This is a genomic window from Gordonia sp. N1V (assembly GCF_029269935.1).
Lineage (GTDB): Bacteria > Actinomycetota > Actinomycetes > Mycobacteriales > Mycobacteriaceae > Gordonia > Gordonia polyisoprenivorans.
On record NZ_JARJDD010000024.1, the window covers coordinates 36,565 to 51,186 of the forward strand.

Genomic DNA, 14,622 nt, shown 5'->3' on the forward strand with positions numbered 1-14,622 from the left:
TGTCTAGTAGGTGAGTGGCGGTCGTTCGTGTCGAAGGGCAACCAATTCGATGGCATAGGCGATCCACGCGGTCGCGGCGAAGATGGCTGATACGCCGGTGAGATAGATCGCGGTAGTGACGGTGGTGACCTCCACGAAGGTCTGAGCGGACTCAGAACCAAGCATGCCAAGCTGCTGATTGAGGTTTGCGGTGACCACAGCAACGATGAACCCGCTGACGATCGCGAGACCTGCAGTCGCGCGAACGCGGCGATGCCCAAGAAGCCACGCAGCGACAAAGGCGCTCGCTGACAGGAAGTCTCCGAGGAACAGGTATGGGCCCGCATCTGCCGCGGCGACCGATCCAGTCGTGATCGCTTGAGCGACGGCAGCACCGAGTTGAGCGAGAAATGCGACGGCCACCAGGGCTCGAATCCATCCCTGCGGCACCCAGATGTCCCGGCGTGAGCGTAGGACGGTCATTGCTGCGAGCACGGAAGGAACAAGCGAGAGCAATGCCAGGCAAAGCATCAGGATGAGCGCGGTGTCCGGGGACAGAGAAGCAGTGAAACGTGTGTTCCCGGTTTGGATTTGCGCGTTCACGCCCAGGGCGATGGTGTTGAGGACCGGATACAGAATCAGTGTGGCGATCGCCAACAGCGATCCACGGGGCGCCGGGCGCGAATGTGGGACTTGCACGGTGGACAAGGGCGGCGGTGGGACAGCGTCGGCGACGCCAGGGAGTGGGCCCGTCACGGGATGCCTCTGCCGGTCGACCGGCGCCGACTCCTCGGAGCAGAGTTTCTTGAAGTCGATGCCCCCGGCGAGCGTCAGAACCACCAGAGCCAGCGGAACCACTCCGAGGCCGGCGAATAAGAATATCCAGGACGTTGCCGTCTCAACGAGTGCGCGACCGACAAGAACTGATAAGGCGGTGAACGTCGTGACGGCCACCACCGGGAGCGCCTGACGCCACCTGTGAACACGGGCCGCCCGAACACTCTCCACAATGCATCCACCGATCGGCATGTCGTACTTGATCGCGAAGTACGCCGCCCACCGAAGCGGGACGAACATCATCGCGGCGACGAGAGCCGCAACAAGTCCCACAAGGCCGACGATGGTGTTGCCGGTTGGTTGTTGCTCCCAGGCGATTTGGAGGTCAAAGAGGGACGCATACACGTCGAGCACCAGATACGCGGCCACCGACGGACAGACGATCGCAATGAATGAGCACATCAACGCCTTCGGCCAGCCCCGAGACGGAATGAACGCCGACGCCGACAGCGGCCTCCCATCGAGCTCAGCAAGTGACCCGGCGATCAGGGGAGGCACAAACACCGTGTAGACGAGCACCAACGTGACATACAGAGCTGTTGACGACAGCACTCCAGAAATCGTGTAGAACGCAAACAATGTGGTCGCGCCGACCAAGAGCACCGTTCCGGCAGCGAGAATCCACGTATGCACCGAGAACATGATCCGCCAGACGGCCTCGCCGAGCGCGCGGATCCCCGGTGTACCCGAAGGTCGCGGAGGAGTGACCAGCCTCCAGCGCATCACTTGTGCGAGGTAAGGATCGACGCTGGAACCGCTCGACGCTGCCGGCATGCCCGCGAGCAGCAGAGCGGTGTAGAGCAAGGTCAGTGCCGCGACGACCATCCCCGCGATCGGTGTCCACAAGAAGCCCACGAGAACAGCTGATGCGAAGCCGAGAGGCCCGGCGATCGTGGCCGCAATACTGGGTCGTGCCGGCCGGGGAGCCGCCCCATGGGCGGGTATCACCGGCACACCACCCGGACGTCGCGGGTGTTGGAATACCAGGTTTCTATGCTGACGGCGCCCGATGAGACGGCCGTACCAATATTGCGGGCACCCCACTGGATGCTCTCGGCCGGGTAAAGACGCGCAACGTCGACGTAGTAGCTGATCGCGTTCAGTCCAGTGGCGAAGTTGACCGTATTTCGCTCATCGAAGTAGTCGCGGGCCTCATCGAAGGCACTGCACAGTTCGGCGGTACTGGAGACGGGCTGTCCCGTGCCGGGACGGCCGAATTCAGGTATCGAGATTCCGTCATTGGTCACGCGCGAAGCCGAATCCGCCCTCGCGGCATCGACAATCGCGAGGAGCACCGCGGTCACCACGAGTCCGATCACCATCGCAGGGATGGCCGGTACGCCGCGTCGTGCCACAGGAGGACGATCAGCGGTTGGCGGCGGACTTGCCACTGTGAGCTCCTTCAGCGGGGCGCTGTACTCGAGCGCGGGTAGTACGTCTTGATATTGCATACTTTCCACTCGCCGCCGTCTCGGTGGACCACCATCAGGTGAGGGTCTCCGATTTCCGAGGCGTTCAACCACACGAAGATGTTGCCGACCCCCTTGATCTCTGAGTGGTCGATCGAAGGGTTGACGCGCTGCACGATATCCAGCGACGTCTGACTGCGCAGGAGATCGTCGTTGATCCCCAAACCCGGCCCGGAGTCGTCGTCGGGGTCGGGTGAAGGCTGTTGCGGCGGAGGATTGAACCATTGCTGGATCGGGTCATCTGTGTAAGCGCCACCGACGTTGCTGATGACGTCGTGCTCGATGCCGCACGTGGCCGCCAGCGCAGCATCGCGATCCCGAGAATTGTAGGCATCGTAGAACCCTCTGACGGCTTGCTCGGCCGATTCCTTGCTGACGCCCAGCGCGAAGAGCACCATCGGGGGGCCGCCCAGCACGAGGACCAGCGTCAGCGTGACGACCACCGGAATCCATCCGCTTCGAGGTCGGCGCTGGCGTACCCGCGGTGCGTGTGCGGTCATGGTCGACGGCAGAGGCTTGTAGAACGGGGGCGTGCTCGACGCCGGCCCCTCGTAAAGCTCGCTGTCCATAGCGGTAAAGAGTAGAGCCGAATCGGGGAAAGTCGTCGCCCCAGAACGTCTCTGCGACTTTTTCATCTCTTCGGGTTACAGACTCGATGCACCGCGATGGCGTCAAATGGGTCCACTGTCAACCGAAGGGACGGTTCCGATGCGCACCGACCGAGATGCTCCGGCGTATATCCGGGCTACTCCCGAAGCTGCGGCCCTCGCGCGTGACCCACACACGCCTGACTTCGTGCTGGCCCAGATCGCCTTGCACACCCCGGAACTCCGGCCGGTGATCCAGCAGAACCCCGCGACACGAACGGAACTGTCGCAGTGGATATCGAAGCGCTCGGCGGCGGAGTCGGGTGTCGCTCGCGCCAAGCAACAGGGAACATCCAAAGGTGTTCTAGCCCTCATCGTTTCAAGCATTGCACTCTTGGTGTCGATCGTCGCGCTGTCCATCTTCATGATCTGGGAGTGGCCTTTGCCTGCTGCGATCACCGGTGCGGTCAGTCTGGCCATCGCGCTGCTCGCCGCAGCTGTCGCGAAGGGCAAATTCAGAACAGGGTGAGTGTGGAAGTTACCGCCCCATATACGCCCGGATCTGCTGCTCCTTGGACTTGAGCATGCGGGCGCCTTCGTTCGACATCTGGCCAATCGTGCGTGCGTTGCGTTCGATGTTGCCGAGGAGGTCCTCGAAGTTCTTGCGTACCGGATCGTTCCACTGGGTGCCGTTGAGTTGGGTGCGGACGCGCCGCGTTGCCTCCTGCACCGACTTCTCCAGTCGGTTGAGCTCCTGCGCCATTCGTGCGAGTGCGGCGGGATCGGTGTTGATGGCCATGGGTTGTGGTCCTGTCTATGTGAGATTTTGATGCTTGATGGTGTCGAGCTGGGTCTTGGCCTTGTTGTTGATGTTTTGGAGTTCGCGCAGCCGCTGACCGTACAGTCGTTCCTCCATGACGACCTGATTCAGGACGTCACGGGAGATCGCCTGGAAAACAACGTCATTCCACCTCGTTCCCATTCGGCGTTCGGCGCGCTGACGTTCGTTGACGGCCTGTTCGTGGTCGTTGACCGAACTCATGAGTTCCTCCTTCGCACGGTCGCCGGCAAATGTGTGACACCGAGTTGCTGTGCCGCCCAGATACGATGCGCACCGTTGATGACCTCGTACGAGCCATCAGCGAGCTCGGTCACCTTGATGGCTTGATCGCCGAAGAACCCGACATATGTCGCGTGCAAACTGCGATTGCCACTGTTGCCGCGTCCGTTATCGGTGTCGTGAAGGCGTTGGAGAACATCACCACCGCGACCCATGCGAGGAATCACATCCTTGTACAGGGATTGCACCGCCCAGATCAGGTCGTCGGATGTTCCTTTGCCGCTGTTGAAGTCCGCCGAAGAGCGCACCCGGCCCTCGTCTACACAACGGCCGAGCGGTACCAGCACGATTCCCGCGGGCAGACAGTCAACGCTCACTTCGCCGTGATCGGCAAATCGTCCGGTTGAGGGGTCATGAACTGCCGGCGTCCCGGCAACGGCTCCGGTGGTGGACGACGAGCCGTCGCCGCCGGCATGCCCGGTAGTCGACCCGGCGCCGGGTCCGCTCGTCGTCGATGCTGCACCGCTCCATCCCGCATCGCCGGATGTCACTGCGCCCCAGGATGAGCCGCCGCCAAGCGACGATCCGCCCGTTCCCATGGCCCGCCACGTCGTAGTGGCCGAACGTGCTTGCATGTTCTGATTCTTCTCGTACTTGATCACGTCCTCGCGGGCGCCGCGCATGCGTGCGGTGCCCTTTTCTGCCAGCGGCTTCATCGCATTGGTGTAGCGACGCTGGTGTCCGCGAAACGTGGCGTGGTCGCGGGCCACCGATGCCTCGAGCCGACGGGTGTCGGAGTGCTTGCGTAGCCAGCCGGCGAGCTGACGTTCCTTCTCCCTGATCGCACTGAGGTTGGGCTCTTCTTCCTGCCGCAGTACCTCGAGTGCGTTCTCCAGACTGCGGATGTTCTTCTGGCACTCCTGCACGAAAGAAGCGATCTCTTCGCTGATCTTGGCCATCTCGCGTTCCGCTGCGGCGGCAGTGGGCTCCACCCGATCGGCATACGCCGACAAGGCCTTCTTGACCGTTGCGATTGCCTCGGCATCGGTACGTGCTTTGCTCACGGAACCAGCTGTCCGAGCAAATCGGGTTCGGGCATGCCGTACGCGAGAACCCGGGCGGTGACCCCACGCTCGTGATCGTCGAAGACGGCCTGGTTGCGTTTGAGGGTGGCACCGGCGTCGCTGTCGAGTAGTGATTGCGAATCCTCCGGCGAGCAGGGGCCAACCAACCTCAGTCCGAACTCGCGCAGAGACTTATGTGACATACGCCTGTTGAGAATTGCTCCCCGGTCCGACCAGGCCAGGACATGCACCCCGACCTCGGACCCGTCACGCAGGATCTTCGTCAGTCTCGAGTTCGCCGACTCCTCGTCATAATCGTTGTCGGCATCGAGATCACGTGCGCGGTGGAGGCCGAACAGCACCAGGTACTCGGCGGGATTGTTGTAGTCCTCGAACTCGACGCGCTCCTCCACGACGGTCGCCACCTCACCGATCACGTCGTCGAGCCCGCGCCGACCGACAATGCTGACGTTGTTGCAGCGCTCGAGATCAGTGCGCATCGAGGACCAGTCGTCATCGCCGATGACGAAGTCAATGATCCTGATTCGCGCGCCGGTCCGCATGAGTGCCAACATCGAGGCGAGTATCGGGCCGTAGTTCTCGTTGACGACGAGCAGGTGAGCCCCACCCTCCCGTCGGAGTTCGTAACTCAGGGCCGGGGCCAGCGAGACCGGAAGTCCGATGGGCAATCCGCCGGCACTGATGACATCAAGAGTCAGTGCGGCGTTGGTGTCTCCGGCGTACACCCGGGGCTCGGCGGCGACGCCCATCTCGTCGGACTTGGCCCGAATCGCGGCCAGCACGTCCTCGGCATCTGTGCCTTCGCCAGGACGGTCGGGACGGTCATGCCACAAGGTGGTCTGGAACCGCTCGTTGGCGTCGGGATGACCTTGTTTGATGTTGATGATGCCCTCACCGGCACGAGTGAGTTCTCGTGCATCGGTGTTGCTTTCGCCGAGAATCAATTCGGAGTCGCCTGCGCTCATTCGCAGTGCGATGCGCGTGGGTACCAGCGACAGAACGTGCCGGTCGAGACCCTGCATGCCCTGGATCGTCTGCGATGCCAGGACGATGTGCAGGCCGAAAGCACGTCCTTCGCGCAGAATTCGCTCGATCAGGTGTGAGGCTTGTTGCGCGATCTTGTCATCGCGTTCGAACAGCTTCTGGAACTCGTCGATGATCGCGATCTGCCGAGCGAGTACTTCACCTGTCGCGTTGCGGTAGTCGTCGAGCTTGGTGATGTTGGACGAGAAACTCTTGAAGAGTTCGCCGCGGCGCTCGATCTCGGAGACCATGCCTTCGAGGACGGCGACACCGAACTCGCGCTCCGCGTCGATCGCAACGGCTTTCGCGTGCGGGAGGCGATGGTCGGCGTATCGCTTGAACTCCACACCTTCTTTGAAGTCGATGAGGTAGAGCTCGAGGTCGCGCGGTGAATACTCGATGACCAAGCTCATGATGAGCGCGTGCATGAGCACCGACTTTCCGGAGCCTGGGCGTCCACCGATCAACGCGCCCACACCACCGTCCTCGGAGTGCAGCCGCACGTGAGCGATCTTCGTGGCGCCCAACTGACCGATACCCGCGGCGACGCCCTTGGCCGAGCTGTTGCGCCACCAGGTGTCGGGACGGTACGGATGGGCGGTCCTCGGGTCGTCGGAGAGCGCGGCGACCCAGCCAGGTCGGATGACGGTTCCGGTGCTGCTCTGGAAGTTCTGCTTGATGCGGGCGAGGAGCTGTTCACGGCGCGCTGGTTGGTCGTCGTCCTTGGTGACCACCGGCGACCAGCTGACCTCCAACTCCGACGAGCCGAGCCGAGCGTAGGTGGCCTTCGGACGAAATCCGGGGTTGCCCCGCTTCTTCATGGTCTGCAAGCGAATTGTCATGTCGCTCGGTGTCGTTCCGACGAGGTAGCTCTGTGATTGACCATCCAGGATGAGCCCGTGGCCGTAGCAGGGCAGCGAGTCGATGTAGCTTCGGACGCTCCCTCCGCCGGTTGAAGGGGTTGTCGGTCCTGGCCCGATGATCGCGTCGTCGGAGACGACGATGGTGAACACTCCGGCACGCGAGCCGCCATCAATGATCTTGGCCAGGCGTTCGAGCCGATCGTGGTCGAGGTGGTTCTGTTTCTGGAAGCCGGCCGGGAAGCCGTAGAGCAGGAGAATGCGGTACGGCTCGGTGACCATCTTGGCGGCAATGTTGTAGTCGGTGAGCGTTGCGTGTTCGCCTTGCAGATACTTCTGCGTCACACGAGTGATGTGCTCCTCGGTCTCCTGGAGCAACTCGTCGATCTCGCGATCGGTGGTCTTGACCTTGTCGCCGATGACACGATCCATCACGTCATCGAGTCCATACAGAAACGCAGCAGAGTCGCCGAGCTTGAGGGGGTCGAAGACTCGAATCGTCAACTGATCGGCGGGCAAGCTGGCGAGCAACTGCAAGATCACTCGTTCGGCCATCAGCGGGGCAGTGGTGCGGAACCCACCGGCGCGTCCCAGATCGAGGATCGCTGGGTACGCGGCAGCCGAGGTGGCCAGCGAGAGTGACTGCTCGGACTTGCCGTCGCCCGCCTCCAGCGTCAAATCGACTTCGGTCGCCGCCAGTTTCCCGCCGAGGGAGATCATCAGCGGCCCGAGGCCCGGACGGAGCTGGGAGAGAGCCCGCGGCAATTCGTTCGACCAAAGATCGGCTGCGGGGAAAGCGTTCAGCTCGGGGCCGGCGACCACGTTGTGTTGCAGGCCGGACGCGGCCCGCACCAGACGAAGCGCCTCGGCGAAGGCACGCTTGTGCAGGTCGTCCTGGATCGGCTGGAAGTTGCAGGACAGTCCCTTGTATCTGGCGGAGAACTGCTGCCAATCTTTCTCTCGCCCACCAGAGGTCATCGGAACCCGACGAGTCTGCAGATCGGTGATCAGGGACCTGACCGCCTGTACCCACACCTCGGCCGGGGGCATCGGGCCGCCCGCCGAATGATAGAGATTGCCGAACTTGTCGGGGAACCGTCCTGCCATCAACTGCTTCATGTGCTCGTTGACCGCTGTCACCTCCTCGACCACGGCGGAGATGTCCGGGAAGCCGGCCAGCAATTGCTCACACTCGGCCGCGAGGTGGCGGCGGTACTGTTCGATGTGATTGCGCATGCCGGGCACGTAGCGGCGCACCACCTCTGCAGATTCCGCAAGAGTCGACGTCTCGCCGGTACTGGTGGACGATTCTGCCCGCGAGTCGATCTGCCGGGGAACTTCCTGGCCCCGCGAAACCCGGGGAATAGAGGGTTGCGCGCCGGACGGAGCGGGCGGGGAGGCTTGAGCCGGTGGCACGGATCCATCTCGCGACGCAGGGCCTGGCTTGACGTAGCGCGGGGGAGAGCTCACGGGCCCCGGCGGTGTCGGGGGAGTGGTGTTCGGCGCAGGTGCGCTCGTCGTCCGATCAGATGAATTTCGTTCGGGCCGAGAGTAATTGATTGGCGTTCCGCTTGTGGGCGCGGCCTGCGGTGCTGACGACGGGCGAGGGTCCGATGGTGGCGTGGCGGCGGGACGACGATGGCGATCGGGGCGTGTGTAATTGATCCCACCCGAGGTGGCCTCTGCGGTCGGCTGCGCGGCCGGGGACGAATTACTATCGGCAACAGCGGTTTCCGTCGATGCCAGCGGTTCACTATTGCTGCTGTTGGCAGGACGCCGGTTCGGGCGCGTGTAGTCAATTGGCACGGAACTCTCCAACTTTGGTCGATGTCTGATGCCGGTGGAAGTGGTCGTCATCGGGTGGCGTCGATGCCGGAATGTGGTTCTCGGGACCCCGGGGTGGGAAAACTCTGTCTATTATGATCGCGAACCAACACTGTTGCACGACAATAGGTGTCGTGGATGCGAAAGGGTCGATCGGATGGACACATTTATCACAATCGTCGTGCTGGCGGGTCTGGTGTGGGCCGCGTTCTTCGCGTATCAGCTGATACTGGGTAAGCAACTGAACGAGCCGGTGCAGCGAACGGTGGCTGCTCATCCCACCATTGCGATCCAGCAGTTGGTTTCGGCCGCAGCGGATCGTGGCTGGGGTACCGAGCTGCGTGGAACGACTGTGGTTGCCAAGCACGGCAGTGGTGCCTCGGTGTTGGTGGACGTGGCTCCATCTGGTCAGGGGAGTGCGATGACTGCGAGCATCAGCGGTGTACGCACAGGTTCTCTTGCTGCAGTGAAGACGCACAAGGGCGGACAGGCGTTGCTGCGCAAGCGTACTGCGATCATGGCTGCCGTGTAACCGGTGTTCGCTCGGCGTGGCTGACGCGACGGTGTTCACGTCAGCCCACGTCGACACCGTAGTCGGTGGCTATGCCGGCGAGGCCGCTGGCATAGCCCTGTCCTATGGCCCGGATCTTCCACATGTCATTGCGGCGGTAGATCTCGCAGAAGACCATGGCGCTCTCGGTGGCATCGGGGAGATTGTCGATCACGAAAGTTGCGACCGGCCGGCGTGGACTTCCGACGGCGATCCGGGCGAATGCGGTAGGGACGAGACCGAACGAGTGGCCACGTTGCTCCGGCTCGTAGATCGATACCGGAAACACAATGGAATGGACGTGGCCGGCGAGTCGGTCGAGCGAGACGGACACGGTGGTCACCGCGTACCCCAGCGAGTCGAGGCGGCGCTGCGGGTCGAGTTCGACTGCCCCGTCGGGCGAGTGGGGATTGTTGAAGAACACGAAATCCTCGTCTGCAGCGACTCGTCCGGTGTGATCCAAGAGTATTGCGCTCGCGTCGAGTTCGACGGCGTCAACCGAAGTGAACCATCCCAGCTCCACCACGAGGCCGGCGCTCTGCGCGTCGGGAGGCAGGGCGGTGTTGGCACCACGGGTCAATAGTTGGCCCTCGAGCGTCGGCACTGCCGGCGCTCGACGTATCGGCGGACGCGCAACTGGGGACGCCGGTGGATGCGCCATCGGGTTGGCCGGAGTGAACTCCGGTGGGGGAGCCATCGGTGGGGCCTGTGGTGGCGCGGCAGGTGGGGGTGGTGGCGGTGGGGGTGTGACAGGCGGACGCGGAGGTGCTGCGTGATCAAGTGTCGGTACAGAAGCGAGCCGAGGTCCGGCAGTGACGGGTTCCGCGTGATCGGGGACGAATGACGTTGCTGGCGGCCGAATGTCACCTCCGCTGAGAAGGAGATCCATCGGCACCGACTGAGCCCCGCGCATCGCCGCAACAACGTCCTCGTCCGCGCTGCCCTGCGAGGCGATCGAGGATTTCAGCCCACTCGCGTTGGTCATCTCTTTGAAGGGATTGATGACAGTGCGCAGCAACTCCATGCTGAAGTTGCCTTCGAACCGAGTCAGAATGAAGATCGCTACACTTTCGCGGCCGTTGGAGAAAACCGACCACGCCATATCGAATGTCAGCGTCTCGACCTGGGCAAGACCGTCCTCGGGGCGAACATGGGTGTCTCCCAAGAACGGCGCGCATCTCAGTAGGTTGGCGAACAGTTCTCTGGGGCCGATCGTGCCGCAGACCGTGGGCGCAAGGCCTGCGGCCCCGACAAGTTTGGTGAACAACTCCACGAGGTGGTCGTGGGTCTGCATCTCCATCGGGATCATGAACCCTGCGTGCCTCTCTCGCGTGAATAGGCCATCACCGTGTGTGACGAATCAGGGCGCGCGCCAGCGTGTCTTGACAGTCACGGATGTGCACGACCCTCGCCCAGCGCAAGCTGGATCACGAGCGGGATACTACGCAGGATTCGAGATGAGTGACCTTCGAGGAAGCCCGAATTGCGGACTTTCGTCCATTCGGACTACAGGTTGTGCGTCGCTCTCACCTATGGGGTCGGCTGCTGCGGGAGGCGGTCAGGTGGGCGCGCTGGGCGAAGCGCCGCCGGCGGGGGCGGTGACCCGACAGGGCACACAACGAATCGCCGCCACCTGACGACTCTGCCAACCCGAGTGGGTGGCGCGCGTTCCTGACGTGGCTGCGGTGATCAGGTCAACAGGCAATCGGCTGACCTGTCTCCTCAGGCCGACGCCACTTCCGCCGACCCACTGACCTTCCGCCCCGCCTGCGCGCGAATCGCCTTACGGGTGGTGGCCGGAACCGTGGCGCGCGCGTTGGCGATGGCGCCGTCGATGAGCGCGGCGAGGTAGGGGACGACGCTGTATCCCTCGGACAACGATTCCCATTGCCCGAAGACGCGTGCCGCCGACGGGTGGGCGTCTTTGTCTGCGTCGGTGAATTCGGGTGCCGGCATGTGATCGCCGCGGCGCACGCGTGCCTCGCCGTTCCACTGCAGTTCCGAGGAGATGACGAACCACGTCGTGCGCCACAACCCGAAGGCTTCGTCGTCGTCGAATCCCAGGTCGTAGCAGGCGGACAGAAAGTTCTCGGCCTGGGACAGTGAGGGAATGCCGACGCTGGTGCCCTCGTGCAGCACGTCGGAGATCCACGGGATGTCGCTCAGCTTGTCGTAGAGGTCCACCGACTGGCTGAGCAGTCGCTCTCGCGGGGGACCTGAGTAGCGCGACCACACGACGCGCTGGACGACTTCACCGAGCACCATCGTGAGCAGACTGCTCTTGTTGGGCACGTAGTAGTACACGGCCATCGGTCGCAGATGTAACTCGGCGGCGAGGTGGCGCATGTTGAGGGCGTCGACCCCGCCCTCGTTGAGAATGCGGATCGCCACGTCCACGATGTGCTGCCGTCGTTCGATGTTCGCGCCGTCCATCTTTGCCATTCTTAACGACACTTCGGTCAATAGCGAGTAGGACCAAGGTCCCGATACTGTTCATTTGACTAAGGAAATGCATATCAACCTGCAACTATCTCGGACGAATCCAGTCGGTATCGCACAGAGGCTCATGCGGAAGCGCGAAACAAATTCTCCGGAATGAATTCGACCACTTTCTCGATACTCGCAACCGCTGAATGATGATGCTGGCGAGCACGATCCGAGAACTACGAGACGTCCAGCTCGTGGATCGGTGGCGTGACACCAGAGATCGGAACCGTGGGGATCGTGACGGCTCCGTTCGCCCGACTCACTGCGCCATCGATCAATGCAGCAATGTGCGGTGCAATGGAGTACGTGTCGCGCAATTCGTCCCACTGCTCCACGAAGTGTGCCGCCAGGGGGCGATCGGTCAATTCCTCGGAGGTGAAGTCTGGTGCTGTGCTTTCACCGGTCGGCGCGCGGTGGGTTTGCGCGCTGCTCATCAACTCCGAGGAGACGAGGAACCAGATGGAGCGCCAGAGCCCGAACGACTCGGCAGCGTCGAGGCCCAATTCGTGGCAGGCCACCAAGAACTGTTCTGCTTGTTCGGGGCTCGGATGTGTCGGCTGTGCGCCGGCGGCCAGCAGGTCGGGAATCCAGGTGATCGACGAGAGTCGGGTGTACAGGTCCATCGACTGGCTCAGCAGTGGCGTCTGTGCCGGCCCGCAATAGGTGCCGCGGTCGAGGCGGTCGAGGGTCTCGGTGAGCACCATCGTCAGAAGTGCAGTCTTGTTGGGGACGTAATAGTAGAGCGTCATCGGTCGTAGGTGGAGGTGGGCGGCGATGCCGCGCATGTTCAGGGAATCGACGCCGCCATCATCGAGGATGTCGATTGCTGCTTTGACGATCTGGTGGATCCGCGACTGATGAGTTGATGGCTCCACGGTCCGATTCTGAACCAGCGCCATACGATCTGCCAGTTATGGGCGATTCTGCAACGGCCACCGCTCGATCGCCTCGATCACCCGCTGCACCAGACTGAAACTGCCGGGCCACATGTCGATGCCGCTGAGTTCGTCGACGTCGAACCACGCGAACGCCGACGCTTCGTCGGCGCTCCCGGGCCGCAGGGACACGCCCGTCGGCATCGTTGCCGCAAAGCAGGTGCTGACGGCGTGCTTGCGGGGATCGCTACCGAACGGGTGGACGGGCGCGGGCTGATCGTGTGCAAGCCCGAGCCTCGGTGGGAACCACTCGCTGACAACGGGATACCGCAACACATCGAAGTCGATGGCCGCTGCGGCGTCGGCCTCGGAGTCGAAGGTGAACGTGTCGTACGCGTGGCGGACAAGGCCGGCGCGTAGTGTCTCGCCGAAACGGACGCGTCCACCGACCTGGCACCACACGTGGGTGGTCCGATCGGGGTCGGGGAACGGGCGACTGATGAGCCCGACGCGCAGCACCTCGCCAGCGGCGGGATCGAGGTCCACTGGAAAGAAGTCGACGCAGCAGATCGGCATCGAGCGCTGGATGGCGTTCCATGTTTCGGGGGACAGCCAGCCGTCGGTGGCCTCTGCGTCGGTCCTGTCGGTCATGTGTCGACTGTATCTGCGTCCTACCTGAACTTGGCTGTGCGGGTTGTGCCGGAATTGCCGTCAACGCCTATCCTTACGCCCAGAAGTTCAGCGGCGCTGTCGAGTTACGACACCGGAAGCGGGAGCCGTTCGGGGTATCACCATCTACGGCGGGATAGAAGATGATCGAGAACACCGTGAACACTGCAGGTCCACTCCACCGGGGTGCGACGACCTACATCGCCGGCCACCGAGGTCTGGTGGGATCGGCGCTGTGGCGTTTGTTCGAGGCGGAGGGGTTCTCTCATCTGGTGGGTCGCACGAGTAGTGAACTCGACCTGACCGATCGAAGTGCGGTCTTCGACTTCTTCGAGGAGGTTCGACCCCACACCGTCATCCTCGCCGCAGCCAAGGTCGGCGGCATCCTCGCCAACAGCACCTACCCCGTCGACTTCCTTTCCCAGAACCTGCAGGTTCAGACCAATGTGCTCGATGCGGCAGTGCAACAAGAGGTTCCACATCTGTTGTTCTTGGGTTCATCGTGCATATATCCCAAGTTCGCCGATCAACCCATCCGCGAGGACTCGCTGTTGACGGGGCCTCTCGAGCCGACCAACGATGCCTACGCGATCGCCAAGATCGCGGGCATCCTGAACATCCAGGCAGTACGGCGTCAGTACGGACTGCCGTGGATCTCGGCGATGCCCACCAACCTGTACGGCCCTGGTGACAACTTTTCGCCGACGGGTTCACACGTGTTGCCTGCTCTGATTCAGCGGTACGACCAGGCACGTCAGGCGGGCGACGAGGTGGTCACCAACTGGGGCACCGGCACACCCCGGCGAGAATTCCTTCATGTAGACGACATGGCGTCGGCATGCCTGCATCTGCTCGATCACTTCGACAGCCCTCAACAGGTGAATGTGGGGACAGGTATCGACCACTCGCTGGCAGAGATCGCCGCCATGGTGGCCGAAGCCACCGGGTTCGAGGGCGAAACACGCTGGGATACAAGCAAGCCCGATGGCACTCCGCGCAAGCTACTCGATGTCAGCACGCTGAGGAGCTCCGGATGGGCGCCGTCGATCGATCTGGGCGATGGTATCGCCCAGACCATCGAGTGGTACCGAGAGAACATTGCTTCCCTGCGCCGCTGAGGCACGAATCACGATGAATCGAAATCCGTTAGCCATGTAAAGAGTTCTGTCCACGGACCCTGCGCGGACTCAAATATTGTGAATTCCGAATTTATCCGACAGAAATGTCGACCAAATCGACTACACGGAAGTTGTAGATGCGTTGTAGTTCGTTCGGGTGAATTTCTTCGCACGAAGCTTGGGGCCATTGTTTCATTCA

14 protein-coding genes are annotated in these 14,622 nt (G+C 62.5%); 3 read left to right on the forward strand and 11 right to left on the reverse strand.

Annotated elements, in window-relative coordinates:
- Positions 1-3 precede the first annotated feature (3 nt).
- The 3 genes from P3L18_RS23500 to P3L18_RS23510 all read right to left on the reverse strand — a co-directional run bounded on the left by P3L18_RS23500 (position 4) and on the right by P3L18_RS23510 (position 2,854).
- Positions 4-1,641, reverse strand: a complete 1,638-nt coding sequence (locus tag P3L18_RS23500; RefSeq protein ID WP_276115406.1) for a hypothetical protein — start codon at positions 1,639-1,641, stop codon at positions 4-6.
- A 119-nt stretch (positions 1,642-1,760) separates the two neighbouring features.
- Positions 1,761-2,171 carry a hypothetical protein gene (locus P3L18_RS23505; RefSeq protein WP_276115407.1) on the reverse strand — a complete coding sequence of 137 codons (411 nt, stop codon included), beginning with the start codon at positions 2,169-2,171 and terminating at the stop codon, positions 1,761-1,763.
- Between the two features lie 47 nt (positions 2,172-2,218).
- Positions 2,219-2,854: a hypothetical protein gene (locus P3L18_RS23510; protein ID WP_276115408.1), complete on the reverse strand. Its 636-nt coding sequence runs from the start codon at positions 2,852-2,854 to the stop codon at positions 2,219-2,221.
- Positions 2,855-2,993: 139 nt separating this feature from the next.
- Here P3L18_RS23510 and P3L18_RS23515 point away from each other — a divergent pair, with 139 nt between their 5' ends.
- Positions 2,994-3,401 (forward strand): hypothetical protein, encoded by a 408-nt coding sequence (locus tag P3L18_RS23515; RefSeq protein ID WP_276115409.1) that lies wholly within the window; start codon positions 2,994-2,996, stop codon positions 3,399-3,401.
- 9 nt (positions 3,402-3,410) lie between these two features.
- On the opposite strand, the gene P3L18_RS23520 is transcribed toward P3L18_RS23515, so the two are convergent.
- The 4 genes from P3L18_RS23520 to P3L18_RS23535 all read right to left on the reverse strand — a co-directional run bounded on the left by P3L18_RS23520 (position 3,411) and on the right by P3L18_RS23535 (position 8,160).
- On the reverse strand, positions 3,411-3,671 hold the full coding sequence (locus tag P3L18_RS23520; protein ID WP_276115410.1) for a hypothetical protein: 261 nt from the start codon (positions 3,669-3,671) through the stop codon (positions 3,411-3,413).
- 15 nt (positions 3,672-3,686) lie between these two features.
- Positions 3,687-3,914, reverse strand: a complete 228-nt coding sequence (locus tag P3L18_RS23525) for a hypothetical protein (protein ID WP_276115412.1) — start codon at positions 3,912-3,914, stop codon at positions 3,687-3,689.
- Entirely contained in the window at positions 3,911-4,891 is a 981-nt protein-coding gene (locus P3L18_RS23530; protein WP_276115413.1) for a ParB N-terminal domain-containing protein, read from the reverse strand. The genes P3L18_RS23525 and P3L18_RS23530 overlap by 4 nt, the downstream gene beginning before the upstream one ends.
- Positions 4,892-4,992: 101 nt before the next feature.
- Positions 4,993-8,160, reverse strand: a complete 3,168-nt coding sequence (locus P3L18_RS23535; protein WP_276115414.1) for an FtsK/SpoIIIE domain-containing protein — start codon at positions 8,158-8,160, stop codon at positions 4,993-4,995.
- 721 nt (positions 8,161-8,881) lie between these two features.
- Here P3L18_RS23535 and P3L18_RS23540 point away from each other — a divergent pair.
- Complete coding sequence (locus P3L18_RS23540) at positions 8,882-9,256, forward strand: hypothetical protein (RefSeq protein WP_276115415.1); 375 nt, start codon at positions 8,882-8,884, stop codon at positions 9,254-9,256.
- A 40-nt stretch (positions 9,257-9,296) separates the two neighbouring features.
- Here the strand turns inward: P3L18_RS23540 and P3L18_RS23545 are convergent, their stop codons facing one another.
- From P3L18_RS23545 to P3L18_RS23560, 4 genes are all read right to left on the reverse strand, one after another.
- Positions 9,297-9,971, reverse strand: coding sequence for a TerD family protein (locus P3L18_RS23545; protein WP_276115416.1), 675 nt, complete (start codon positions 9,969-9,971; stop codon positions 9,297-9,299).
- A 1,025-nt stretch (positions 9,972-10,996) separates the two neighbouring features.
- Entirely contained in the window at positions 10,997-11,707 is a 711-nt protein-coding gene (locus P3L18_RS23550; protein WP_276115418.1) for a TetR/AcrR family transcriptional regulator, read from the reverse strand.
- 230 nt (positions 11,708-11,937) lie between these two features.
- The gene (locus P3L18_RS23555; RefSeq protein WP_276115420.1) at positions 11,938-12,636 is read right to left on the reverse strand and encodes a TetR/AcrR family transcriptional regulator; all 699 of its coding nucleotides are present in this window, start codon (positions 12,634-12,636) and stop codon (positions 11,938-11,940) included.
- 36 nt (positions 12,637-12,672) lie between these two features.
- The gene (locus P3L18_RS23560) at positions 12,673-13,287 is read right to left on the reverse strand and encodes a DUF4916 domain-containing protein (protein ID WP_276115421.1); all 615 of its coding nucleotides are present in this window, start codon (positions 13,285-13,287) and stop codon (positions 12,673-12,675) included.
- 161 nt (positions 13,288-13,448) lie between these two features.
- Here P3L18_RS23560 and P3L18_RS23565 point away from each other — a divergent pair, with 161 nt between their 5' ends.
- A complete protein-coding gene (locus P3L18_RS23565) occupies positions 13,449-14,423 on the forward strand; it encodes a GDP-L-fucose synthase (protein ID WP_276115423.1) in 975 nt (324 codons plus the stop codon).
- Positions 14,424-14,622: the final 199 nt, after the last annotated feature.

What these genes read in the sequence shown, in the direction of transcription:
- P3L18_RS23500 (WP_276115406.1), bottom strand. Translation starts at nt 1,641, where the DNA reads ATGGTCGTCGCGGCACTGACCTTGCTCTACACCGCTCTGCTGCTCGCG.
- P3L18_RS23510 (WP_276115408.1), bottom strand. Translation starts at nt 2,854, where the DNA reads ATGGACAGCGAGCTTTACGAGGGGCCGGCGTCGAGCACGCCCCCGTTC.
- P3L18_RS23515 (WP_276115409.1), top strand. Translation starts at nt 2,994, where the DNA reads ATGCGCACCGACCGAGATGCTCCGGCGTATATCCGGGCTACTCCCGAA.
- P3L18_RS23520 (WP_276115410.1), bottom strand. Translation starts at nt 3,671, where the DNA reads ATGGCCATCAACACCGATCCCGCCGCACTCGCACGAATGGCGCAGGAG.
- P3L18_RS23525 (WP_276115412.1), bottom strand. Translation starts at nt 3,914, where the DNA reads ATGAGTTCGGTCAACGACCACGAACAGGCCGTCAACGAACGTCAGCGC.
- P3L18_RS23530 (WP_276115413.1), bottom strand. Translation starts at nt 4,891, where the DNA reads ATGGCCAAGATCAGCGAAGAGATCGCTTCTTTCGTGCAGGAGTGCCAG.
- P3L18_RS23540 (WP_276115415.1), top strand. Translation starts at nt 8,882, where the DNA reads ATGGACACATTTATCACAATCGTCGTGCTGGCGGGTCTGGTGTGGGCC.
- P3L18_RS23545 (WP_276115416.1), bottom strand. Translation starts at nt 9,971, where the DNA reads ATGGCTCCCCCACCGGAGTTCACTCCGGCCAACCCGATGGCGCATCCA.
- P3L18_RS23550 (WP_276115418.1), bottom strand. Translation starts at nt 11,707, where the DNA reads ATGGACGGCGCGAACATCGAACGACGGCAGCACATCGTGGACGTGGCG.
- P3L18_RS23560 (WP_276115421.1), bottom strand. Translation starts at nt 13,287, where the DNA reads ATGACCGACAGGACCGACGCAGAGGCCACCGACGGCTGGCTGTCCCCC.
- P3L18_RS23565 (WP_276115423.1), top strand. Translation starts at nt 13,449, where the DNA reads ATGATCGAGAACACCGTGAACACTGCAGGTCCACTCCACCGGGGTGCG.